The organism is Vibrio sp. STUT-A11 (assembly GCF_026000435.1).
In the GTDB taxonomy this organism is placed as follows: Bacteria; Pseudomonadota; Gammaproteobacteria; order Enterobacterales; family Vibrionaceae; genus Vibrio.
The window spans coordinates 1,266,028-1,290,048 of record NZ_AP026763.1 but is presented as its reverse complement, the minus strand read 5'-3'; the positions used below and the strand labels follow the sequence as shown (position 1 = coordinate 1,290,048).

General features: G+C 44.9%; 19 protein-coding genes. 10 read left to right on the top strand and 9 right to left on the bottom strand.

Annotation, left to right across the window (positions count from 1 at the left end; genetic code table 11):
• Positions 1 to 61: 61 nt before the first annotated feature.
• Positions 62 to 1,579, bottom strand: coding sequence for a fumarate hydratase (locus OO774_RS06005; protein WP_014232348.1), 1,518 nt, complete (start codon positions 1,577 to 1,579; stop codon positions 62 to 64).
• Between the two features lie 288 nt (positions 1,580 to 1,867).
• Here OO774_RS06005 and pabB point away from each other — a divergent pair, with 288 nt between their 5' ends.
• The 4 genes from pabB (at position 1,868) to OO774_RS05985 (ending at position 7,300) form a co-directional block, all read left to right on the top strand.
• On the top strand, positions 1,868 to 3,229 hold the full coding sequence (pabB, locus tag OO774_RS06000; RefSeq protein WP_264905524.1) for an aminodeoxychorismate synthase component I: 1,362 nt from the start codon (positions 1,868 to 1,870) through the stop codon (positions 3,227 to 3,229).
• 393 nt (positions 3,230 to 3,622) lie between these two features.
• Positions 3,623 to 4,222 (top strand): CoA pyrophosphatase, encoded by a 600-nt coding sequence (locus OO774_RS05995; RefSeq protein WP_264905521.1) that lies wholly within the window; start codon positions 3,623 to 3,625, stop codon positions 4,220 to 4,222.
• A gap of 365 nt (positions 4,223 to 4,587) precedes the next feature.
• Positions 4,588 to 5,841 (top strand): aromatic amino acid transport family protein, encoded by a 1,254-nt coding sequence (locus tag OO774_RS05990; protein WP_264905519.1) that lies wholly within the window; start codon positions 4,588 to 4,590, stop codon positions 5,839 to 5,841.
• A gap of 97 nt (positions 5,842 to 5,938) precedes the next feature.
• A complete protein-coding gene (locus OO774_RS05985) occupies positions 5,939 to 7,300 on the top strand; it encodes an L-serine ammonia-lyase (protein WP_264905517.1) in 1,362 nt (453 codons plus the stop codon).
• Positions 7,301 to 7,433: 133 nt separating this feature from the next.
• Here OO774_RS05985 and queD read toward each other — a convergent pair whose 3' ends face one another.
• On the bottom strand, positions 7,434 to 7,796 hold the full coding sequence (gene queD / locus OO774_RS05980; RefSeq protein ID WP_264905515.1) for a 6-carboxytetrahydropterin synthase QueD: 363 nt from the start codon (positions 7,794 to 7,796) through the stop codon (positions 7,434 to 7,436).
• A gap of 512 nt (positions 7,797 to 8,308) precedes the next feature.
• Here queD and asnS point away from each other — a divergent pair.
• Entirely contained in the window at positions 8,309 to 9,709 is a 1,401-nt protein-coding gene (gene asnS / locus OO774_RS05975; protein ID WP_264906075.1) for an asparagine--tRNA ligase, read from the top strand.
• Positions 9,710 to 9,782: 73 nt separating this feature from the next.
• On the opposite strand, the gene OO774_RS05970 is transcribed toward asnS, so the two are convergent.
• Positions 9,783 to 10,001, bottom strand: a complete 219-nt coding sequence (locus OO774_RS05970) for a hypothetical protein (RefSeq protein WP_264906074.1) — start codon at positions 9,999 to 10,001, stop codon at positions 9,783 to 9,785.
• Positions 10,002 to 10,087: 86 nt separating this feature from the next.
• Positions 10,088 to 11,485, bottom strand: a complete 1,398-nt coding sequence (locus OO774_RS05965) for a PLP-dependent aminotransferase family protein (protein ID WP_264905513.1) — start codon at positions 11,483 to 11,485, stop codon at positions 10,088 to 10,090.
• A gap of 174 nt (positions 11,486 to 11,659) precedes the next feature.
• On the opposite strand from OO774_RS05965, the gene OO774_RS05960 reads away from it, so the two are divergent.
• Positions 11,660 to 11,920: a hypothetical protein gene (locus tag OO774_RS05960; RefSeq protein WP_264905511.1), complete on the top strand. Its 261-nt coding sequence runs from the start codon at positions 11,660 to 11,662 to the stop codon at positions 11,918 to 11,920.
• Positions 11,921 to 12,616: 696 nt separating this feature from the next.
• Positions 12,617 to 13,807 (top strand): amino acid aminotransferase, encoded by a 1,191-nt coding sequence (locus OO774_RS05955; RefSeq protein ID WP_264905509.1) that lies wholly within the window; start codon positions 12,617 to 12,619, stop codon positions 13,805 to 13,807.
• 74 nt (positions 13,808 to 13,881) lie between these two features.
• On the opposite strand, the gene OO774_RS05950 is transcribed toward OO774_RS05955, so the two are convergent.
• A complete protein-coding gene (locus tag OO774_RS05950) occupies positions 13,882 to 14,523 on the bottom strand; it encodes a porin family protein (protein ID WP_264905507.1) in 642 nt (213 codons plus the stop codon).
• A gap of 208 nt (positions 14,524 to 14,731) precedes the next feature.
• Here OO774_RS05950 and OO774_RS05945 point away from each other — a divergent pair, with 208 nt between their 5' ends.
• The gene (locus OO774_RS05945) at positions 14,732 to 16,621 is read left to right on the top strand and encodes a DUF294 nucleotidyltransferase-like domain-containing protein (RefSeq protein ID WP_264905505.1); all 1,890 of its coding nucleotides are present in this window, start codon (positions 14,732 to 14,734) and stop codon (positions 16,619 to 16,621) included.
• An 8-nt stretch (positions 16,622 to 16,629) separates the two neighbouring features.
• Positions 16,630 to 17,349 carry a 3'-5' exonuclease gene (locus tag OO774_RS05940; RefSeq protein WP_264905503.1) on the top strand — a complete coding sequence of 240 codons (720 nt, stop codon included), beginning with the start codon at positions 16,630 to 16,632 and terminating at the stop codon, positions 17,347 to 17,349.
• A gap of 72 nt (positions 17,350 to 17,421) precedes the next feature.
• Here the strand turns inward: OO774_RS05940 and OO774_RS05935 are convergent, their stop codons facing one another.
• Both OO774_RS05935 and OO774_RS05930 read right to left on the bottom strand, forming a co-directional pair.
• Positions 17,422 to 19,305, bottom strand: a complete 1,884-nt coding sequence (locus OO774_RS05935) for a methyl-accepting chemotaxis protein (RefSeq protein ID WP_264905501.1) — start codon at positions 19,303 to 19,305, stop codon at positions 17,422 to 17,424.
• A gap of 210 nt (positions 19,306 to 19,515) precedes the next feature.
• Positions 19,516 to 21,087 (bottom strand): BCCT family transporter, encoded by a 1,572-nt coding sequence (locus OO774_RS05930; RefSeq protein ID WP_264905500.1) that lies wholly within the window; start codon positions 21,085 to 21,087, stop codon positions 19,516 to 19,518.
• Between the two features lie 390 nt (positions 21,088 to 21,477).
• On the opposite strand from OO774_RS05930, the gene cosR reads away from it, so the two are divergent.
• Positions 21,478 to 21,966 carry a MarR family transcriptional regulator CosR gene (gene cosR, locus OO774_RS05925; RefSeq protein WP_264906073.1) on the top strand — a complete coding sequence of 163 codons (489 nt, stop codon included), beginning with the start codon at positions 21,478 to 21,480 and terminating at the stop codon, positions 21,964 to 21,966.
• A 37-nt stretch (positions 21,967 to 22,003) separates the two neighbouring features.
• Here cosR and OO774_RS05920 read toward each other — a convergent pair whose 3' ends face one another.
• Entirely contained in the window at positions 22,004 to 22,642 is a 639-nt protein-coding gene (locus OO774_RS05920; protein ID WP_264905498.1) for a response regulator transcription factor, read from the bottom strand.
• Positions 22,635 to 23,990 carry a cache domain-containing protein gene (locus OO774_RS05915; RefSeq protein WP_264905497.1) on the bottom strand — a complete coding sequence of 452 codons (1,356 nt, stop codon included), beginning with the start codon at positions 23,988 to 23,990 and terminating at the stop codon, positions 22,635 to 22,637. Before OO774_RS05915 ends, OO774_RS05920 begins: the two co-directional genes overlap by 8 nt.
• Positions 23,991 to 24,021 lie beyond the last annotated feature (31 nt).

Genomic DNA, 24,021 nt, shown 5'->3' with positions numbered 1-24,021 from the left:
CTAGGTAAATCAGCACCTTGTCACATTCTCAAAGTAGAGACGTGACAAAATGCCATTTACATTAAGCTTCCATCTCTTGAATTTTCACTTTCCAAGTGTCCGGACCAATCTGGTGAGCGTTCACACCGTTAGAGTCTACCGCGACTGTCACTGGCATGTCTTCTACTTCAAATTCGTAGATCGCTTCCATACCGAGATCTTCAAATGCTACTACGCGCGCTTTCTTAATCGCCTTCGCAACCAGGTAAGCTGCCCCGCCAACCGCCATCAAGTAAACCGCTTTGTGCTTCTTGATAGATTCAACGGTTGCAGGGCCACGCTCCGCTTTACCGATCATGCCCATAATGCCCGTTTCATCAAGCATCATGTCGGTGAATTTGTCCATACGAGTTGACGTTGTCGGGCCAGCAGGACCTACGGCTTCATCACCCACAGCGTCTACAGGGCCAACGTAGTAGATAAATTTACCTTTGAAATCGACACCTTCTGGCAGCCCCTCACCATTCTGCAACATAGTCTGGATGCGTTTGTGTGCCGCATCGCGACCAGTAAGAATCTTACCAGAAAGAAGTACTGTCTCGCCTGTCTTCCACTGCTCAACATCAGCTTGTGTCACTTCGTCTAAGTTCACACGACGAGTATTCGCGCCCGCTTCCCAAGTGATATCTGGCCACTCTTCAAGCTTAGGTGGCGTTAAGTCTGCCGGGCCTGAGCCATCTAGCGTGAAGTGTACGTGACGAGTCGCCGCACAGTTCGGGATCAGACATACTGGTTTAGACGCAGCATGTGTTGGCGCTGTTTTGATCTTAACGTCAACGACTGTCGTCAGGCCGCCAAGACCTTGCGCACCGATACCAAGCTTGTTGACGCGATTGAAGATATCAAGACGAAGTTCTTCTTCTGCGTTTTGTGGACCACGGTCGATAAGCTCTTGAATATCGATGTGCTCCATAAGCGATTCTTTAGCCAGTACCGCTGCTTTTTCAGCCGTACCGCCGATACCAATGCCAAGCATACCCGGTGGACACCAACCCGCGCCCATCGTTGGTAGTGTTTTTTCTACCCACTCGGCAATATCGTCAGATGGGTTTAGCATCACCATCTTAGTTTTGTTTTCACTGCCGCCGCCTTTAGCCGCAATCTGAATTTCAACTTTATCGCCCGGTACCATGTTGATGTGTACTACCGCTGGCGTGTTGTCTTTAGTGTTAATACGTTTACCAGCAGGATCCATCAGAACCGATGCACGCAATGGGTTATCTGGATTCGTGTAGGCCTGTCGAACGCCTTCATCTACCATTTGCTGCACCGTCATGTCCGTCGAGTCCCACTGAACGCCCATGCCGATGTTGACAAAACACGTTACGATACCGGTGTCCTGACAGATTGGGCGGTGGCCTTCTGCCGACATACGGGAGTTAATTAAGATCTGCGCAATCGCGTCTTTCGCGGCTTGGCTCTCTTCTCGGTGGTAGGCTTTTTCAAGGGCTTGAACAAAGTCTAGCGGGTGGTAGTAAGAAATGTACTGTAGCGCATCAGCAACACTGCTGATGACATCCTGCTTGCGAATTACCGTCATTACATGCCTCGTTATAGTTATGCTTCCATTACTGGCTTGGCTTCAATCGTGTTTGTTGAGCGAGTTGCTCTTTTGAGCTTCATTTTTATAAACACATTTTATAAACGGTTGTCGAATGGCTGATATCGACACACGAGTTACTGAAGTCGCCTTCTTGTATAGTGAAACCTCCTCAGAACCCTTTGTAGAGAGGAAGTTTGGCTATACGGTGGAATATGATACTCTTGCTGCCCATGACATGCCATGCAGTGAACGATCTCTTTGTCACAAATTACACAAATGAACAACATGGATAATCAATTCATTGATTTTAAAGCGTTGGATTACGCACCAGACTTAGCACTTCACCTTTTTTCGCGTATTCAGCATCAGCCTTGGGCGATGTTGCTGCGTTCTGCGTCCGAAACTCACATCGACAGCCGTTTTGACATTCTCGTGGCGAACCCGGTCGCTACGTTAGAAACCATTGCCGATAACACACGTATCAAGACACCATCTGACGATTATGTGTCGGTTGACGACCCGTTTGCCCTGCTCGGTCAATTGCAACAGCAATGGCTACCGAGTATTGAGCTCGGTTCAGAGTGGGATCTGCCTTTCGTAGGCGGTGCGCTTGGCTACTTTAGCTACGATTTAGGTCGCCGCATAGAAGCTATGCCAGAGCTCGCCGAAAAGGACCTCAAAACAGCGGATATGGCGGTTGGCCTTTATGAATGGGCGATCATTGTCGATCATAAACTAAGCAAAGCCTGTATCGTTGGGCAAAATATTGCTCAAGTCTGGGATTGGCTCGATAAACAAACCGCCGTACAAGATGATGAATTTAGTTTGATTGGCGCTTGGCAATCGAACATGACCGAGCAATCTTACGCTACTCGCTTTAATAGCGTGCAAGAGTACCTGCTAAGCGGTGACTGTTATCAAATCAACTTAGCACAACGTTTCAATGCGCCATACTCTGGCAGCGAGTGGCAAGCCTACCTGCGGCTGGAATCCGCCAACCAAGCGCCTTTTTCTGCGTTTATTCGTATGCCTGAATCGTCTATTTTGAGTATCTCACCAGAGCGTTTTCTGGAGCTAAAAGAGAGAGTCATCGAAACTAAGCCGATCAAAGGGACACGCCCACGCAGCCTGGATGCAGAGCAAGACAAGGCAAACGCCCATGATTTGCAGACCGCAGAGAAAGATCAGGCTGAAAACTTAATGATTGTCGATCTGTTGCGAAATGATATTGGCCGCGTTGCCTCACCGGGTAGTGTTCATGTACCAAAATTATTCGATATTGAAAGCTTCCCTGCAGTTCACCATTTGGTAAGTACTATTCGTGCAGACTTGGATGAACAGTATTCGCCTGCGGATTTGTTGCGAGCTTGCTTCCCTGGCGGTTCAATCACTGGCGCACCCAAAGTGCGTGCGATGCAAATTATTGAAGAGCTAGAACCTCATCGACGCAGCGCTTACTGTGGCAGTATTGGTTACCTATCTCGCCATGGTCGCATGGACACCAGCATTACCATTCGCACTTTAGTTGCAGAAAAAGGCAACTTGTATGCTTGGGCTGGCGGTGGCGTCGTGGCAGACAGTGAATGCACTTCCGAGTATCAGGAGACACTGGATAAACTGTCGAAAATTTTACCAGCATTGAAGTAATCCATCAGTATTCGGTTCCAAAGCTCACATTCGAAAACAAAACCGCTCCTAGCACAGATAATGCCGTTCGTTTTACAGCGAACGGCATGTTTAAGTCTCCCGTTAACCTGAACCGCAACGAAGGAGCATGATTCAGGATCTTCTTTCCGAGCATTCTCTGACCAAAGTTATTTCTTAAACCTGTCGATGCGCTGCTAATAGATTCCTAGTCTCGCTATGGCTCGCTGGAATGACACGAAAAAAATCGTTAGGCGATGGGCATTTTTGTACTCAGGATTATTACCCTAACGTCTGATTTACTCCGGTTCACCATCGTTATAATCTTGACAACACATTAAGTGAGGATGCGGCTCCTCTATAATTATCAATAGATGTTAGACAAAAGGACGCAATTTGGTCATCAATAAAACAAAGCTACTACAAAACTTTCAACTGCAGTTGCCTACCGGTTATCACAAAGAATCACTCGCTCGGTTAAGCTTTTTAAAAGATAAGCCACTGCGTGACGCTGCAGTATTGATTGGATTTGTGGAACGCCCGGAAGGATTGCAAGTCATTTTAACCAAGCGAGCCGAGCACTTGCGCCATCATCCAGGACAAATCAGCTTTCCCGGCGGTAAATTTGAAACAGAAGACATTCACTTAGTGAATACCGCGCTTCGTGAGACAAAAGAAGAAATTGGTATCGCAAATAATGACATACACATCTTTGGCCAATTGCCCAAACTGCCTACCATTAGCCGCTTTAATGTGACTCCTTTTTTGGCTTTTGTATCGCCAAACTACAAAACTCATATTGACCCTAATGAAGTTGAGTATGTGTTTGAAGTACCTGCAAACCATATTTTAAATCCGAGCAAACTCTACAGCAGCAAATTTAACCTTAAACAAACGAGCCACCGTGTATTTGCTATTCCGTATCGTCAGCACTTTATTTGGGGCATGACCGCTCAAATTATTGAGTCGATGCAAAGGCACATCATCGCTAAGTAGCGGTGATTTACAAATAAGTATGATTTCCGAGCAAGCATGAGGCTCCTTAGCAGCCCTTCCATCCAACATTTCACTTCAAAAAATCTATTCGTAACCTCTCATTTACATTAGTTTAATTTGTCATTTCCACCGCAAGCGTTTGCACTGATAAAAATATGTACAAACAAGACTATCAATTAGATTTTCTAATTCGACACATTAACAATAATCACTAGTAGCACATCATTTTCGTGATAAAAAACAGGTTTTTGACATATTATTCAATAAGCCCAATCAATACATGACCTAGATCTAATTTTCTCAATGCAAAATCTTGCAAAATTGCACCCGACTTATTTCCTGTTCCCAAAATGAGTAAACAAAAAATGAATTCAATCAATTCAGCGGTTTCTACCGCACAATCGTCTAGTAAGTTTTCTTACAAAGACTTCACCTGGTGTCTGTCGTTATTCGGTACAGCAGTAGGTGCAGGTGTACTATTCCTACCAATCAAAGCAGGTGCGGGTGGTTTTTGGCCATTAGTAATCCTAGCCCTAATTGCGGCTCCAATGACTTGGTTCGCACACAAATCTCTGGCTCGTTTCGTTCTTTCAGCTAAGAATCCAGAAGCAGACATCACTGACACAGTAGAAGAACACTTCGGTAAAACTGGCGCAAACCTTATTACTTTCGCTTACTTCTTCGCTATTTACCCTATCGTACTTATCTACGGTGTCGGCATCACTAACACGGTTGACTCATTCCTGGTTAACCAAATGGGCATGGAATCTATTCCTCGCTGGTTACTGTCTGGTGCTCTTATCGCAGCAATGACAGCAGGCGTGGTATTCGGTAAAGAGCTCATGCTGAAAGCAACATCAGCGATGGTTTACCCACTGGTATTTATCCTGCTAGCGCTGTCTTTCTACCTAATTCCTGACTGGAACACATCCATGATAGAAGTTGCGCCAAACTGGGGTGACATGCCTTCTATCGTTTGGCTGGCAATTCCAATCATCGTGTTCTCATTCAACCACAGCCCTATCATTTCCCAATTCTCTAAAGAGCAACGTCGTGTGTACGGTGAAAACGCAGTGAAGAAAACTGATGCTATCACTGGCGGCGCAGCAATGATGCTAATGGGTTTCGTGATGTTCTTCGTGTTCTCTGTGGTTCTTTCTCTGTCTCCAGAGCAATTAGCAACAGCACAGTCACAAAACATCTCGGTACTTTCTTACCTGGCGAACGTTCATGAGTCTCCTCTGATCTCATACTTAGGTCCACTGGTTGCGTTTGCAGCAATCACTTCTAGCTACTTTGGTCACTTCTTGGGAGCTCACGAAGGTCTGGTTGGTCTAATCAAATCTCGCTCTAACACTCAAATAAGCAAGATTGAAAAAGTGTCGCTAATCTTCATCGTTGTGACGACTTGGGTGGTTGCTATCGTTAACCCAAGCATCCTAGGTATGATTGAAACAATGGGTGCACCAATGATTGCGGCAATCCTATTCCTGATGCCTGTTTTCGCTATGCAGAAAGTGCCAGCAATGGCGAAGTACAAAACTTCAGCACCTGTGCAAATTTTCACAGCTATCTGTGGTCTTGCAGCGATTAGTTCTGTAATCTACGGCGCTCTTTAATCTCAGCTGAAATACCAGCGTGATTAATCGAAAAATATAACGATAAAAATTAAGCCTCCCAAATCCCCTTGGGAGGCTTTCTTCTGAGGTAATCGATATGATTAGTGTATTTGATATCTATAAAATCGGTGTTGGACCTTCAAGCTCACACACTGTAGGCCCAATGAAAGCGGGTAAAGAGTTTATTGATGATCTTCGCGCAATGGGAAAATTACGCGACATCACTAAAATCACCGTTGACGTTTATGGATCGCTATCACTGACAGGGAAAGGTCACCACACAGATATCGCTATTATCATGGGTCTTGCAGGTAACTCCCCTGAGAAAGTTGATATCGATTCTATTCCGGGCTTTATTGCTCGCGTAGAAGAAACTGAACGTCTTCCTGTTGGCATGCACTGTCATACAGTATCGTTTCCACGCGACGGTGGAATGAACTTCCACAAAACCAATTTGGAACTTCACGAAAATGGTATGCAAATCCACGCTTGGATTGACGAAGAAAAAGCATACTCAAAAACCTACTACTCTATCGGTGGTGGTTTTATCGTTGATGAAGAAAACTTCGGTAAAGAAGTCGAAAACCCAATTAAGGTTCCTTACGCATTCACAACGGCAGAAGAACTGGTTAGCCAGTGTCGTGAGAGTGGCCTTTCTATCAGTGCGCTAACCATGAAAAATGAACAAGCGCTTCATTCTGATGAAGAGACGCGTACCTACTTTGCAAACATCTGGCGCACCATGCGTGAGTGTATGGATCGCGGCATGAACGAAGAAGGCATTCTACCGGGTCCACTGCGTGTGCCTCGCCGTGCTGCAGCGCTTCGCCAACAACTGCTTACTTCTGAAAAGACAACCAACGATCCGATGTCTGTGGTTGACTGGGTAAACATGTTTGCGTTTGCTGTAAACGAAGAAAACGCAGCAGGTGGTCGTGTTGTAACAGCACCAACCAACGGTGCGTGTGGCATTATCCCTGCGGTACTGGCGTACTATGACAAGTTCATACAAACCGTTTCAGAGAAAGACTACATCCGTTACTTTGCGGCTTCTGGTGCAATCGGTGGCCTTTACAAGCGTAATGCATCTATCTCTGGCGCAGAAGTTGGCTGTCAGGGTGAAGTTGGCGTGGCGTGCTCAATGGCAGCAGCTGGCCTTGCAGAACTGATGGGTGGTAGCCCAGAACAGGTTTGTATGGCAGCAGAAATCGCAATGGAGCACAACTTAGGTCTGACATGTGACCCTGTCGCTGGCCAGGTACAGGTTCCATGTATCGAGCGTAATGGTATTGCGGCGGTAAAAGCGATCAACTCGACTCGTATGGCTTTGCGTCGTTCTTCAGCTCCTACCGTATCTCTGGATAAGGTTATCGAAACCATGCTAGAGACAGGTAAAGACATGAACGCGAAATACCGCGAAACTTCTCAAGGCGGTCTGGCAATAAAAGTTATCTGCTAATCCTACCTTCTGAACACCAAGCCCGAGCCATCTGCTCGGGCTTTTTTGTATCTGCGCTTAGCGTAGTTTTCATCGCCCAGATACAACAAAGGCAAGCCGATAAGCTTGCCTGTGTAAATGACGCTTGTTGCGATTACTCGCCTTTGTAGATACAACCTGCTGTGCAAGTTTCTTTGATCTCTACTTTGCTTAGCAGCGCAAGGCTTGGTTTCAGTTGCTGCCAAATCCATTTCGCGAGCACTTCGCTGGTTGGGTTTTCCAGGCCTTCAATATCGTTTAAGTAGTAATGGTCTAAACGATCGTAAATTGGTTTGAAAGCGGCTTTGATTTCTGCAAAATCCACAACCCAACCCGTATGCGGGTCTACCTCACCTTCTACATAAAGACGAACAAGGAAAGAGTGTCCGTGCAAACGACCACACTTATGACCTTCGGGTACATGTGGCAAGTGGTGTGCCGCTTCGAACATGAACTCTTTGTACAATTCTGTTTTCATCTTGATTCTCAGGCTTTAAAAAAGACGCGATATACTAAGGAAATCACTGCCAAGAGACAAGCATTAGTCCATTATTGAGTCATAAATCAGGTTTTTTATTTAAGTGAATGATACCCGAACGTCGAGTTTTGCCATTCGCCAGTTATTTGATTACATAATAATCACGTTATGAATACACAAAGAAAACAGTGTGATTAACGCGGCATGTTTATAAAAACGTAGTGTCGGACTCCCATAAACTGAATATCAGTGTCAACTTGCATTTCTGCCTGAACGTTTTTCGCTATTCTCGTTTTCATCCTGAGTAAAACTAAGATGAAATCATCTTTTTCTGACCTTCAAAATGAATATAAAGGTTGAAGCTGACGAATTGACAGGTAATATGTCTCGTTGAATCTGTAAAATTCTACCCAACCCAGCGCCTTGCTTGTTTTTTAAACAAAAAGATTATGAAACAAGGACTTTAAAGAGCGTTGCGTTGAATTTTTACCTCTATGGAGAATATTGAAAACATGACTTACGCGCCTGTATCAGACGTTTTGAAAGGTCAGCTAGCAGTAGACAGTGAAGTGACTGTTCGTGGCTGGATCCGTTCACGTCGTGATTCCAAAGCTGGAATCTCTTTCCTTGCCATTTATGACGGCTCTTGTTTCGACCCGATTCAGGCCGTGGTCCCTAATAATCTTAATAATTACGACGACGAAGTATTAAAGCTGACTACAGGCTGCTCTGTTGAAGTAACTGGTAAGATTGTTGAGTCTCCTGCGAAAGGTCAGGACTTCGAGCTGGCAGCAACTGACGTTAAAGTGGTTGGTTGGGTTGAAGATGCTGAAACTTACCCAATGGCAAAAACTCGTCACTCAATCGAGTACCTACGTGAAGTCGCGCACCTTCGTCCACGTACTAACGTGATTGGCGCGGTAGCTCGTGTACGTAACTGCCTGTCTCAAGCTATTCACCGTTTCTACCACGAGCAAGGTTACTTCTGGGTATCTGCGCCACTAATCACCGCTTCTGACGCAGAAGGTGCAGGTGAAATGTTCCGCGTTTCTACGCTAGACATGGAAAACCTACCTCGCACAGACGCAGGCAAAGTAGATTACAACGAAGACTTCTTCGGTAAAGAGACGTTCCTGACAGTTTCTGGTCAGCTAAACGCGGAAGCTTACGCTTGTGCAATCAGCAAAGTTTACACTTTCGGCCCTACTTTCCGTGCTGAAAATTCAAACACAAGCCGCCACCTGGCTGAGTTCTGGATGGTTGAGCCTGAAGTTGCGTTCGCAGACCTAGATGACGTAGCGAAGCTGTCTGAAGACATGCTGAAGTACGTATTCAAAGCAGTACTAGAAGAGCGTCGTGATGACCTTGAGTTCTTCGCACAACGTATCGATAAAGAAGCGATCACTCGTCTAGAGCAATTCGTGTCTTCTGACTTCGCACAAGTAGACTACACTGACGCAATCCAAATCCTTCTGGATTCTGGTCGTGAGTTCGAATTCCCGGTTGAATGGGGTATCGATATGTCTTCTGAGCACGAGCGTTTCCTAGCGGAAGAACACTTCAAAGCACCAGTCATCGTGAAGAACTACCCGAAAGACATCAAAGCGTTCTACATGCGTATGAACGATGATGGTAAGACGGTAGCAGCGATGGACGTTCTAGCACCTGGCATCGGTGAAATCATCGGTGGTTCTCAACGTGAAGAGCGTCTGGACGTTCTGGATTCACGTATGCGCGAAATGGGTATCGACCCTGAGCACATGAACTGGTACCGCGATCTACGTCGTTACGGCACAGTACCACACGCAGGCTTTGGTCTTGGCTTCGAGCGTCTGGTTTCTTACGTAACTGGTATGGGCAACGTTCGTGACGTGATCCCATTCCCACGTACACCTCGTTCTGCGAACTTCTAATCACTTTTTAGTGAAACAGAATTAAAAAGACCTCCCAAGTGGAGGTCTTTTATTTTATCTGGCACTCACTAAATTAAGTATTACTTTCCTCTTGATCGGCTTTCACCGCATACCTCACACCGACAAAACACAAACCAAAGATAACAAACGGAATGACCGCAGCGGTGTATTCAACCCACGCATAATGTGCAAATGATTTAGCCAAAATAAGGTGTGCAAACACAAGTAAGAAAGCACTAAATATCGCCACAATGATCAGTGTTAATTCATGTTTCACCAACTGCTTTTTCATCATCACTCCGAGGTAAGAGGTTGTTATTGCGTTGATTAAACCACACTCCGAGTAAGATGAACTGATACAGTTAATGCCATAAATGCCTAAACAGTTGTCAGTAACTCGCCTATTTTCTCGATGGCATTTTCTAACGCTTCATCAACAGGCATGGAAGTATTAAGTCGCAGGTAGTTTTTAAACTTGGTATCGCTTGCAAACAGATTTCCATATGCCACGGTTATCTGTTGTTGCAACAAAGCTTGATAAATCGACTTGCTGTCCGTCCCGTTTGGCAACTTAACCCATACAAAGTAACCACCTTCAGGTACGTTATAGGTCACGTCCTGGGGCAAGTAACGCTGTATAAGTTCAATGAACAAACTTTGGCGCTGTTGCATGATTTTTCGCAGCTTTCTCAAGTGATTGTCGTAGCTGTCATTTTGCAGATAATGTGCGATACCTTGCTGAATCGGTGCACTCCCCGACAAAGTAGAGATAAGTTGTAGCTTTTGAATCGGTTCGTTAAAGCGATGGTTCACAACCCATCCCAGCCGATACCCCGGACAGAGACTCTTAGAGAGTGAGGAGCAGTGAAGCACTCGCCCTTGAGTGTCAAAAGTTTTAAGAGACGTCGGTTTGCTCGCCGTGAAATAAAGCTCAGAGTACACATCATCTTCAATTAAGTAGACATCGTGTTGTTCCGCCATTCGGACAATACGTTCCTTTTGGTCATCTGACAGCAATGCACCCGTCGGGTTGTGAAAATTAACCATCAGCCAACAAGCGCGAACAGCATGTTTAGCAAATATTGCTTCAAGCTGTTCAAGATCGTGCCCCTTACGGCTGTCTACAGAAACCTCGATTACCTTCAGCCCAAGACGTTCTATCGCTTGAAGCGCACCATAAAAAGCCGGTGACTCCACAACAACCGTATCTCCGGGCTGTGTAACCGCTTGCAAGCTCAGATTCAACGCCTCAAGCGCGCCAGAGGTGATCACAATATCTTCGTGCGTAGTCGATATACCTTGCTGTATATAACGTTGTGCTATCAATCGACGTAATGACTCACTCCCCGGAGGCATGTTATCAAGCAAGCTTTCTGGTCCCATTTTACGGCCAGAGCTGGCAAGGTTGCGGTTTAAGGCTTCGAAAGGAAATAACGTGGCGTCGGGAAAAGCCGAGCCCAAACGCAAAGCGTCAGACAATCCTTGATGTTTAAGATAATCGTACAGCTCATCATTGAAACTAGAGCGATAAGCAGGCACGACTTCATTACTTGCCTCAAAACGCTCTAATTCAGCCGTGACGTAATAGCCAGATTGAGGCTTAGCATTGACCCAGCCCTGCGCTTCCAACAACTGATATGCCTGCAATACCGTACCCGCACTGACGGAATGATTGCGGCTGGTCACACGCACGGATGGCAGCCTTTCCCCTGCCCTCCAGGTATTCTGCTGGATCTGAGTTTTAAACAACTCGGCTAATTGACGGTATCGATTCATCGGTATCTCACTATGACTTCGAGCGCACCATAGCATACTTCGCGCCGATATTCTGATAGTACACCTCGTGTTATTGCAAGGTTATTAGTCAAATGTGGTAATACGAATTCTCGATCCGAAGTGGAGAATTATGTTCCATACTTTCAAAGAAATGATGTTTTTCAGGAGGAAGTGATGAAAGTGTTTACCATGGATGATCTCTCATACCGAGGAGCGCATAAAGGTGTCCATAGCTGGGACCACCCTGGTGCGACCGATCCTTATTATTGGCACCCAGACTGGTTACATATTGCTGAAGATGCAATGGGTGTACACAAAATGGCGGATCTTGTTGTGCCACCAGGTGAAACAGCAACGAAAGAACATGCTAAAGAAGCGATTTTGAAACACCTCAACGAGGAAAACGCTAGCAAAGAAGAAAAACAAGACGACTAGAAGACGCACACATCGGTAAAATTCGGTGCATCATCATGGGCCGACTAGTAGGTCGGCTCACTGGTTATCAGTGCTATCTTAAATATCTTGGTTATATTGAGTCATTGATGATGCACACCTCCAAGTCACTACGACAAGAGTGTTTTCGTTAATCGGCTATGCTCTGTTAAGTTTGCCAATATTCCACCCAATGACCTCTAGTTGACGTCATTTTGAATCAAATAGAGATATCCTGACATAGAAAAAACAACGTCTAATCGGGTTTCTAGCCCAATCCAGTCAAACCCGACAATAACCTTACAGAAGCCACTAAAAAAGAAGAACAAGACATTGAACCCAAAAACATCTCTATCTGATTCTCTGGTGTTAGTTTTGCGTTCTTGTTTTGTAAAGAGTTTACCTAGGCTTTCTATGCCATCATTTAAGCAGAAATATGCAACTTTTCCATAACAATTTGGCACATAGACACTTTCGAAGTAAACGATTGCATTCAATGTACAAAACAGCATCAATTCTCGATAAAGCTTGCTTGTAACTCCCCTTCTTAGCACTGTTAGCATGCCAAAAGTCTGGTTTATCTTTGAATTCGATTTCTAATAGCATCTTTTTTAGGTTTTCTTACCAGAAGGTGTTGTAACAAGTAATGCTGAAAGGTATAAATACGGGCACACCCTTCGATTAACATGGATGAAGATTATGTTTGAAAAAGTAGTAGCCGCTCCGGCCGACCCTATTCTTGGTCTTACTGAAGAATTTAAAAAAGATACTCGCGCAGAAAAAATCAACCTTGGCGTAGGTATTTATAAAAACGAACAAGGTGAAACCCCTGTTCTTGCTACGGTAAAGAAAGCTGAAGCAGCTCTAATTGAGACTGAGAAAACGAAATCTTACCTAACCATCGAAGGGACTGCAGAATACGCCCTAGCGGTACAAAAACTGCTATTCGGTGAGAGCGCTGAAGTGGTTGCAGACAAACGTGCAAAAACAGCTCAAGCGCCAGGTGGTACAGGCGCACTGCGTGTTGCTGGTGAATTCATCAAACGTCAGCTAGGCGATGTGAAAATCTGGATCAGCAACCCTACTTGGGCAAACCACAATGGTGTGTTCACTGCGGCTGGTATCGAAACGGCTCAATACAGCTACTACAACGCAGAAACAAAAGACAAAGACTTCGATGCAATGCTTAACGATCTTCAAGCGGCATCTGAAGGCGATATCGTTCTTCTACACGGCTGCTGCCACAACCCTACTGGTATCGATCCAACTGCAGAAGAATGGGAAACACTGGCTAAGCTCGTTGCAGAGAAGAAATTGCTTCCTCTATTCGACTTCGCATACCAAGGTTTCGCGAAAGGTGTTGAGGAAGATGCAGCAGGTCTACGTACGTTTGCTAAGTACAACAAAGAAATCCTAGTTGCTAGCTCGTTCTCTAAAAACTTCGGTCTATACAACGAGCGTGTAGGTGCCTTCACTCTTGTTGCTGAGTCGGAAGAAGTAGCAACAACTGCGTTTTCTCAAGTTAAAGCAATCATCCGTTCTATCTACTCTAACCCACCAGCTCACGGCAGCGCAGTGGTTACGCATATTCTAAACAATGCTGATCTTCGTGCAGAGTGGGAAGCAGAAGTAGCCGAAATGCGTGATCGTATCCAAGAGATGCGTGAGTTGTTTGTAGCAACACTGAAAGAAGAAGGTGTAGATGCAGACTTTAGCTTTATCGAACGTCAAAACGGCATGTTCTCTTTCTCTGGCCTGTCTAAAGAGCAAGTGAACCGTCTGAAAGAAGAATTCGCTATTTACATTGTCGGCTCTGGCCGCATCAGTGTGGCTGGTATGACGAAGTCAAACATGGGTCCACTATGTAAAGGCATTGCGGCTGTACTTTAATAGGCAGAGCGATAAAAATAAATAACAAAGGTCAGCGCTCGCTGACCTTTCTTGTATTCGTTTAGCGGTTATAGCTAGTAAACGAACCTGAGGCTTAAACCCACCTCATTGATGTAATCGGATCTTGCTCCCGAGTATTCCGTATCTCGGTATTGGTAGTAAACACCTGTACCAATGACATCGTGCCACTGATAGTTAAAGCCAATTTTATATTTATTTTCATCAACGACATCGCTGCGATTCGCCTCTAACTCAGCATTAACAATCAGTTTTTCACCCACAAGGTACTGAGCGCCAACGGCGACGGCATGGATAAACTCCGAGTCTGAGAGCAGTGTTTTGTCCGTATCATCGTCTTTCGCTTTTGCTTTAATAACCCCTAATCGATAAATACCGTAGAGATCAAATTGTTGAGTTATGCCATACCGGTAACCACCACCAAACGTTAAACGGTCTATTCGCAGCGTATAACTATCCGGGTGAAAAAACTGTGCGGAATAGTCTGTATGAAACAGCCAGTTATCCGTAAACAAATAGTTACCACCCAAATCAATCGTCGTGACATTCGCATTTTCTAACCAATCTTCATTAGTTGTGCCTGCACCAACGTTCAGGTAAATGTGCTCATAACCAAATTTGTCCGCTTGTTCCGCCTCTGAAGCACTGCTTAATGCGGGAAAAACACAAAGCGGTACAAATAATAAACTTCTCAACATTCAATTTCCTTTCATGAGAATCAATAGATGCTTTGTAATCCGATTTTTATACCCATTAGACGTCTACGATATTAGCCGAATGAGGTTGTCATTGTCGTGTTGCATGTCGGAATCTTATGATTAAGTGCTCAAAACCACGAACGAGTAAGACTCTGTTTTAAAACTAAGTTAAGATTACTTTATTACTTGAAAATCAAAAGGCAACCTTATGGATGCAGAACTTCTCGAGATATATAACTTTCTCGCCAAGTATCCTCCTTTCAACGAGCTCCCAGAAGAAGCACTGAGCAAAGTCACAGAGAGTGTCGAAATTTCGTATTACCGAGAAGACACGCCAATAATCCACTTTGGAGACGAAGTTCAAGAGCTTTTCGTGGTAAGAAGTGGCGTAGTTGAAGTTTACCGACGTAAAGGAGAGCTTTACAGCCGACTTGATGAAGGCGATCTCTTTGGACAGATGGGGCTGCTTACTAATAACAAAGTACGCTTTCCCGTAAAAGCTATCGATGACGCTTTGATCTACTGTATTCCCGGCGATGTCTTCCAGGAAATGTACGATAACTATGACTCATTTGCTGATTTCGTCGAGGTAGAAAACAGCGCGCGACTGCGCATGGCGATTTCAGAAAATAAAGACGCCAATGATCTTACTACCTCCAAAGTGAAGACATTGCTAACACGTGACGCACCAACGATTGAACGCGGCCAGTCCATCCAACAGGCGGCGAAAATTATGGCGGATGATAACATCTCATCTCTGCTTATCGTTGACCCAGATTTTGTGAGTGATGAAGACGATCCTCAATCGCCAGTATTAGGCATCGTTACCGATCGTGACTTGTGCGCACGAGTTTTGGCCGAGGGCTTATCTCCACAAGAAGATGTTGCGACGGTCATGACAACGGAAGTTATCTCACTCGATCATAACGCTTACATTTATGAAGCCATGTTAAAAATGCTGCGTTATAACGTACATCACCTTCCCGTGGTTAAAGATCAACAGCCGATCGGTATCATCGAAACAACAGACATTGTCCGTTATGAGTCGCAGAACTCTTTGCTTCTCGTCAGCAGTATCTTCCACCAGCATACGATTGAAGACTTAGCCACCGTTGCGGAAGAAGTCAAAAGCAGTTTTGTGCGCTTGGTGAACGAAGATGCGAATTCTCACATGGTGGGAAGTGCCATGTCAGTCATTGGTCGAAGCTTCAAACAACGTTTACTGGAAATGGCCGAAGAAAAATTAGGTCCACCGCCAATTCCTTACTGTTTCCTTGCACTCGGCTCCATGGGACGTGATGAGCAACTTCTGGTTACCGATCAAGACAATGCAATCATTCTCGACGAAAGTTATCAAGAGAACAAACATGGTAAATATTTTGAAGAGCTGGCGCAGTTTGTCAGTGATGGCTTAGATGCGTGTGGCTACAAATATTGTACTGGCGACATCATGGCAACCAACCCAATGTGGAGAATGACACGTTCACAATGGGAAGAGTGTTTCGCTGACTGGATTGACGATCCAAACCCGAAGGCACTGCTCAACGCTTCCATCTTCTTTGATTTAGACGGTGTCTATGGGCGCCTAAAATGGGCAGAACAGCTAACGAGCTTTATCGTTCGTCGTGCACGTAAAAACAATCGCTTCTTGGCTTGTCTTGCACGTAACGCGTTAAATCGAACGCCTCCACTCGGCTTCTTTAAGAGCTTTGTGGTGGAAAAGGATGGGCAGCATAAAAACTCCATCAACCTCAAACGTCGCGGCACCGCTCCTCTGGTCGACTTGATCAGGGTACACGCACTGGCTGTTGGTTCCCGTACACAGAACTCATTCGAACGTCTTGATGACATTATTGACGCCGGTATTTTGCCAAAAGGTCGCGCTCAGGATTTAAAAGATGCGCTGGAGTTCATCTCCATGGTGCGAATTCGCCACCAAGCGTACGATGTTGAAATGGGCATTGAGCCTGACAACAATATTGAACCAGAAAATCTGTCGGACTTTGAGCGTCGAAACCTTAAGGATGCTTTCCAAATTCTGAGTAATGGCCAAAACTTCCTTAAGTTTCGCTATCAAGCAAACAAGAGCTTTAAGTGAGGCTTAACATGTTAAAAAAGCTCTTTCAAAAGCCGACTATCCAATGGCACACCAAGTTTAAACAAAAAGTTGAGATGGCAAAGGATGAAAATTTGATTGCCTTCTACGGTACTGAATTACCTGCTCCAGACACGCCGCTTTCAGAAGTGGAGTTCGTTGCATTGGATCTCGAAACCACCGGCTTGGATCCTGATAAGAACGATATCATTACTATTGGCTTGGTCCCTTTCAACTTGAATCGTATTTTTTTGCGAAAGGCGCACCACTGGAAAGTAAGACCAAAGCAAAAGCTGGATGAAGACTCTGTCATCATACACGGCATAACCCATAGCGAGCTTATTGATGCGCCCGATTTAGGGGATATTCTCAATGAGCTTTTACCCTGTTTAAGCGGTAAGATCGTGGTGGTGCATTACCGTCGCATAGAGCGGGAGTTTCTCGATAAAGCACTGCGAGATCGTATTGGTGAAGGCATAGAATTCCCTGTGTTGGATACTTTTCAAATAGAAGAAGATATTCAGAAAAAGCGTCCGGGAAATCTGTTGGAAAAGATAAAAGGTAAAAAACCAGAGTCGTTGCGATTAGCTCAATCCCGACGCCGCTATGGTTTACCGGACTATACTCCTCATCATGCGTTGACTGATGCGATAGCGACGGCTGAGCTGCTTCAGGCACAAATCGCGCATTATTACGATGATAGTCAAACGATAAGCGAGTTCTGGCTTTAACGCTACAACAGTAAAACAAAAAGGAGCTCAAATGGCTCCTTTTTAATTATTGCATACTAAAAGCTAATAGAATCAAAGCTTAAAGCGTTTTATTTCTTGCTCAAGCTCATGAGATAGCTCAGACAAGTAAGCGGCCTGTTCCGCTGCTTGATGGGCTTCCGCGGAAAGCTCATTAGAGACGTCACGAATGCCTTCAGTGTTACGCGTAATTTCTGTCGTTACCGACGCTTGTTCTTCAGCAGCAGAAGCGATCTGTGTTGCCATGTCGTTGATTTGCTCAACCGCGCTATGAATTTGAGTCAGACTCGCCGCAGCAGAGTTCGCATCATCAACGCTAGTATCAGCCAGAGCTCGGCTGTCACCCATAATGCCAACCGCTTTCTTCGTCGTACCCTGTAACATTTCGATGGTTTCTTGAATCTCTTTTGTTGAAGCGTGTGTACGCTGGCTCAATACACGAACTTCATCGGCAACCACGGCAAAACCACGTCCCTGCTCTCCTGCCCGCGCCGCTTCAATCGCCGCATTAAGTGCCAGCAAGTTGGTTTGTTCGGCGATATCTTGAATTGTTGAAAGAATCGTATTGATACTATTGCCATGCGCTTCCAGATCCTGAATGACCTCAGTTGCAACCTGCACTTCTTGTGCTAGGTTCTGGATAGAATTTTGTGTCTGCACTACTTGGCTAGAACCATGCGCACAAGCCTGCACGGCTTCTTCCGAATTATTCGCCGTACTATCCGCATTACCCGCAATTTCTTGTGTAGCCGCCGCCATTTCGTTAACCGCCGTCGCCACCATGTTGATTTCATCTTGCTGATAAGAAATACGCTGACTTCGCTCTTCCGCTTGCTGAGCCGTGGTGCGCGCTTGTTCAGACAATGATGATGAAACATGGCTTAATGTTGTTACCATGGTATGCATGTTGCCAACAAAACGGTTAAAGTTTTCTGCCAGTTTACCCACTTCGTCGTCACTGCGAGGCTCCAAACGCTGAGTCAAGTCACCTTCACCAGAAGCAATCTCTTCCAGTGCATGAGATACTCTGTTTAGATCACGGAACAAGAAGCCCACTAACCAAGATACCGCCACAATCACAGCGATGGTAATCATGACCGCCGTGATCAGCAAATCGCGAAGTAAAAGCGCATTACCCGCTTCTTCGGTTGCTTTATCCATCTCGATGGCGAACATCCAATGTGTGCCTGGCACCTTGTTGAAGTAGTAAAGTTTCTCTACACCTTTGACCGAGGTATTTTCGATTTTACCTTCTTCAGCAGCACGCTCGATAGCCTGTCGAGAAAAATCTTTTGATAAACTGGTGATTGGCTTAAGCGTTAAGCTTTTATCAGGGTGTGCGAGAAACGTTCCTTCATTCATATCAATCAACATAGCTTGAGAATTTTCACCCGCGTCTATATTGATAACATCACTGATTAACTGATCGATAAGCACATCAGCACCCACGACACCAATAAACTGGCCATTTTTCATCACTGGCTCAGCGATGGTCACTAACAGAGCATTGGTAATGGCATCCTGATAAGCTCCAGTGATGATTTGCTTGCCAGCGGCATTTGCATCTTGGTACCAAGGACGAGTTCGTGGATCATAATCCGCGCGGTTACGCTCGGGGTGAGAACGGTACATATCTCCACGTGGTGTACCAAGGAAGATATCATCAAAGCCACCTGCTTTACGTGCTTGCTGCAGAAACGGAACCACATCTTGTTCACCCGAGTAATCGTTAAATGCAGTAGCAATTTCTTTACGGATCGTAACCCAGTCTGAAATACCTTCTGATGCTACAGCACTCAGGCTTTGTGCTCTTGAATAAACACCTGCAGAAGTCTGGTCAAACAATTGACCAGCCGACAACCAAGTCAGTGCAGCTGCCATGATGACAACAGCCGAAAGACTCGCGCCGATAAGTTTTTGTTTAAGTGTAAGTTTCATAATTTTTATTTGATTTGGGAGGACAACCTAGGAGCATGAATATTACACACTTTTTTGGCACTAATCACCAAGTTTCAAACAATCAGATACAAAGCTAACTCATTGTAAGATATATACTTTAACAGTGTCATTCTTTTGTCTATCGTCAGAAAAATAGCACAAAAAAAGCCAGCTGAGCTGGCTTTTTATACATGTATTATTGGTTCGCGTTTATTGACGCTCGGTTCTCATACCCATCAATAAGCTCACGCACATCGCAAGCAAGATGATCGTAAATGGTAATGCCGTTGAAATAGCACCCGCTTGGAGCGCTTGTACAGCTTCAGAACCACCGATCCAAAGCAACGCAACAGCAATAGCACCTTCCATCAACGCCCAGAAAATACGTTGTGGTACAGGAGCATCCACTTTACCACCCGCAGTAATACTGTCGATAACCAGCGAACCAGAGTCTGAAGACGTAATAAAGAACACCAAAACCAGAACGATAGCAATGAACGACAAGATATTACCAAATGGCAATGAATCAAACATTTGGAACATAGCCAGCGATACGTCAGTCAGACCATTCGCACCTAGGTCACCCACTTTATCAACAACCTGCTCGATAGCTAGACCACCAAATACAGACATCCAAATAACCGTGACTGCAGTTGGTACAAGTAGAACCGCGGTAATAAACTCACGGACTGTACGGCCGCGAGAAACACGTGCGATAAACATACCCACGAATGGTGACCACGAAATCCACCAAGCCCAGTAGAATACAGTCCAGCCTTGGAACCATGCTTCATCGGTACGATCAAACGGGTTGCTTAGTGGAATGATGTTTTCTACGTATGCCATCAATGTCGTAGGGATTGAACCCAGACTTGCTGCCCAGCCAATCAAACCAACCAAAATCAGCAGTAAGAAAGCGACAAGCATGTTGATGTTACTGATGACTTTTACACCGCCATCGATACCGCGAACAACTGATACCACAGCAAGTAAGGTAACCACTGTAATCACAACCACTTGCAGCCCAATACCTGCCTCGATACCAAACACATGGTGGATACCACTTGCTGCTTGTTGTGCACCCAAGCCCAGAGATGTCGCCAGACCAAACAGGGTTGCAAGTACCGCTAAAATATCAACAATATGACCAGCCCAGCCCCACGCACGGTCACCCAGCAATGGGTAAAAGATCGAGCGCATCGACAGTGGAAGTCCTTTGTTGTATGCAAAGAATGCTAAGGAAAGTGCCACAACACCATAAATCGCCCACGGGTGCAGACCCCAGTGGAACATGGTTGCACCGAGTGCTAATCTCGCTGCTTCAGGCGTATTCGCTTCCACACCTAATGGCGTTTCATACCACCCAGTGAAGTAAGCAACGGGTTCTGCCACACTCCAAAACATAAGACCGATACCCATACCCGCAGCAAACAACATGGCAAGCCAGGATAAAAATGAGTAATCAGAAACGGCGTCTTTCCCACCTAAACGGATTTTACCTAGCGGAGATACAATCAACGCCAGACAGAAGATAACGAAAATGTTACCTGAAATAATAAACAGCCAATCAAATGAGCCTATGATCTGCCATTTGATCCCATCAAGTACTGTCTTAGCAGTATGTGCATCCAGAACCAATGCAGCGACAAGAAACAGTGCAATTAAACCTGCGCTGATCCCAAAAACAGGGTTATGTACATCAAACCCCCATTTTTGAACGTTATCCTGACCTACCGTATAGTCGGTACTATCGATACTGTACTTATCTATACCTTTTGTCATCGTTCCTCTCTAATTCTTCTAATCTTTACGCACCAAACAAAAAATCGTTCGAACACGATACGTTTTAAATCCCGTGAAGGGCTAAGATCCTAACATTTGAGGTATTTTTGTCTAGATTTTCCAATGAAAATCCCAATTTATTACATTTCAATAAGAAATTTCTTACAAAAAGCATGCAACATGCTGCAGCAATAATTAGACCACAAACAATTATTGCTATAATAATTTTAAAGCGTACTGACTCTCTGCAACAAGCTATAAATAGAAATTGGAACAACTAAGTACATCTAGACAAAGTATCAAGCGAATTTTTTTACGCAGCTCTTTAAATAACAGAGTATTTGAGTTAGTGTCGCCACGTTAAATGTTCATACAGACTGGATGAAAAAATTGGAAAAGTACGAAGAAGTATTGGTCTCGATTCGTCAGATCATCCGCGCTATTGATTTACACTCTAAAAAGCTGAGTAAAGAGTCTGGTCTGACTGCACCTCAGCTGATTTTAATGCGTGCTATCAACGAGCTAGACAATGTCACTATCAAACAATTATCTAGCCATACCAATATGAGTCAAGCAACAGCGACAACCATTCTCGATCGATTAGAGCGTAACCAACTGGTCGAACGCCGTCGTAGTGTTGAGGATAAGCGTAAAGTGCACGCCGTGCTGACAGATAAAGGGCTTGAAACATTAAAACAAGCACCAACGCCGCTGCAAGAGCATTTCATTAATCGCTTCCAGAAATTGGAAGAGTGGGAACAAACCCTGCTGTTGTCATCCGTTCAGCGCATTTCGACTATGATGAATGCAGAAGATATTGACGTTGCGCCGATGCTTGAGATTGGCAGTATTACTGGTACATTCCCAAAAGCAGAGTAACCTTATCTAAAAGTGCTCGCTTGGAGTGAGCACTATTCTATTTCGTAAGCCCGGTCTCAAATGCATATTTGGCCAACTCTGCAGTCGAATGTAGATCCAGTTTATGCTTAATATTGTGACGATGTGTTTCGACTGTTCTATAACTGATATTGAGTAACGTGGCTATTTTTTTGCTGCTGTTCCCCTGCGCTACGAGTTTCAGTACCGCCTCTTCTCTGCGGCTAAGTGGATTAGTTCTTTGATTGATGGGCATGACATCTTGCGTGAATAGCGTCTGAGTGACTGACTCACAAAAATAGGTTGATCCTTGGTTCACAGTTTTAATTGCTTGAACCATTTTCTCTGCAGAAATCTCTTTCAACATGTAACCAACCGCGCCCGCTTGCATCACCTTCATGATGTACTCACGATTATCATGCATGGTTAGCATCAGGATTCTGCTTTCAGGCAGTTCCTCTTTGATGATGCCCGTCGCCTCAATACCGTTCATAATTGGCATACTGATATCCATTAGAATCACATCCGGATGAAGATGTTTGGCTACTTCTATTGCTTCTAAGCCATTGCTGGCCGTACCAATGACGTCAATATCTGGTTCTAGCTCCAGTCGCGCCATAAAACCATCCAATACCACCTGATGATCATCAACGATCAACACACTAATCGGCTTATCCATAAACGTCTTCGTCCAAATTTAACAACACGGTAATTTCGGTCCCTAAACCAAGCTCGCTCATCAGTTCAAACTCTCCTCCAATAAACTCCACACGCTCCTGCATGTTTCGCAGCCCTATCCCTTGGCGATGAATAGCTTGGTTGACAACAAAGCCGACGCCATCGTCACGTATAAGTAATTGCAGCATATTGCCCATTTTTTGCAAAGTGACCGTCACTGTTTTCGCTTTCGCGTGTTTTTCGATGTTGTTCAATGACTCTTGAGCCACTCGATACAAGGTAGTAGCGACTTCTGAGGTCAGTTTCTGCTGCTGGGTATCAAAGTGACTATCGATATCAATCCCAGAGTGAGAGTGAAAGTCCTGTAGTAAGGTAGTGAGCGCGGCTTCTAGGCCAATATCGTCCAACGCACTGGGCCTCAACTGGTGAGAAATATGTCGAACTTCATTGATCGCCGTGACCAGAGACCGTAAAGACTTACCTAAGTGTTGCTTAAGTTTTTCATCTTCCAGGCGATGGCTCATCAGATCTAAATGGCATTTGCTAGAGACCAATAACTGATTAATGCCATCATGTAACTCTCGCGCCAAATGTTTTTTCTCATCCTCCTGAAACATAACGGTTTTATATGCGAGTTCTTTCAAGTGCTTATCTGCCAAGCGATGTTCGTGCAAATTAATCGCAAGGGTTAAGACAATAATCACTGCAACGGTGACGACCAGAATAACAACCACCGAAAAGAAGGTGGTTTCGATATTTTTATTCACTGCTGCGCGCATGCTAGCGACTTCCTGACTGACATCTTCAATGTACAAACCAGTGCCGACCATCCATTCCCACTTATCTAACCAACCAGCATAACTGAGCTTAGGAACGACCTCACCTGTCGAAGGCTTTTGCCATAAATACTGGTGAAATCCTCCTCCAGTTTGCGCTTGATACAACAGTGCCTCTATAAGTCGATCGCCATTTTCATCTTGCAAACCAAGCAGGTTCTCCCCAACTAAACCTGGTTGGGCAGGATGGACAAGGTTGGTACCATATTTGTCGTAAGCGAAGAAATACCCATCAGAGCCATAGGTTAAGCGGTTTAGAATCGCTTTTACACGCGCTTTAGCAACGCCTTCTTCAATCGTGCTGTCGTTATAGATATGAATGATGGAGTCGAAAGCGACGTCAACAGTGTCCTTTAACGCTGCCTCTTTGGACTGAATGAGGTTTTGCTGGAATAACTCTACCTCTCTCTGACCGAGAGTCTTAGCCTGATAGATAGAAATCCAACTGATACTGGCTGACACCAATACCACAGGTATCAGTGCCAGCAGAATTAACTTAGCTTTGAGAGGCATCCCTTCCCTCCATGAAACGCTGCTCTAAGCG

Bases quoted from the DNA above. Each gene is read 5' to 3' on its own strand.
- pabB (WP_264905524.1), top strand. From the start codon at position 1,868: ATGGATAATCAATTCATTGATTTTAAAGCGTTGGATTACGCACCAGAC.
- OO774_RS05930 (WP_264905500.1), bottom strand. From the start codon at position 21,087: ATGACAAAAGGTATAGATAAGTACAGTATCGATAGTACCGACTATACG.
- asnS (WP_264906075.1), top strand. From the start codon at position 8,309: ATGACTTACGCGCCTGTATCAGACGTTTTGAAAGGTCAGCTAGCAGTA.
- OO774_RS06005 (WP_014232348.1), bottom strand. From the start codon at position 1,579: ATGACGGTAATTCGCAAGCAGGATGTCATCAGCAGTGTTGCTGATGCG.
- OO774_RS05970 (WP_264906074.1), bottom strand. From the start codon at position 10,001: ATGAAAAAGCAGTTGGTGAAACATGAATTAACACTGATCATTGTGGCG.
- queD (WP_264905515.1), bottom strand. From the start codon at position 7,796: ATGAAAACAGAATTGTACAAAGAGTTCATGTTCGAAGCGGCACACCAC.
- OO774_RS05960 (WP_264905511.1), top strand. From the start codon at position 11,660: ATGAAAGTGTTTACCATGGATGATCTCTCATACCGAGGAGCGCATAAA.
- OO774_RS05920 (WP_264905498.1), bottom strand. From the start codon at position 22,642: ATGGATAAGCCGATTAGTGTGTTGATCGTTGATGATCATCAGGTGGTA.
- OO774_RS05985 (WP_264905517.1), top strand. From the start codon at position 5,939: ATGATTAGTGTATTTGATATCTATAAAATCGGTGTTGGACCTTCAAGC.
- OO774_RS05965 (WP_264905513.1), bottom strand. From the start codon at position 11,485: ATGAATCGATACCGTCAATTAGCCGAGTTGTTTAAAACTCAGATCCAG.
- OO774_RS05915 (WP_264905497.1), bottom strand. From the start codon at position 23,990: ATGCCTCTCAAAGCTAAGTTAATTCTGCTGGCACTGATACCTGTGGTA.
- OO774_RS05940 (WP_264905503.1), top strand. From the start codon at position 16,630: ATGTTAAAAAAGCTCTTTCAAAAGCCGACTATCCAATGGCACACCAAG.
- OO774_RS05950 (WP_264905507.1), bottom strand. From the start codon at position 14,523: ATGTTGAGAAGTTTATTATTTGTACCGCTTTGTGTTTTTCCCGCATTA.
- OO774_RS05935 (WP_264905501.1), bottom strand. From the start codon at position 19,305: ATGAAACTTACACTTAAACAAAAACTTATCGGCGCGAGTCTTTCGGCT.
- OO774_RS05990 (WP_264905519.1), top strand. From the start codon at position 4,588: ATGAATTCAATCAATTCAGCGGTTTCTACCGCACAATCGTCTAGTAAG.
- OO774_RS05945 (WP_264905505.1), top strand. From the start codon at position 14,732: ATGGATGCAGAACTTCTCGAGATATATAACTTTCTCGCCAAGTATCCT.
- OO774_RS05955 (WP_264905509.1), top strand. From the start codon at position 12,617: ATGTTTGAAAAAGTAGTAGCCGCTCCGGCCGACCCTATTCTTGGTCTT.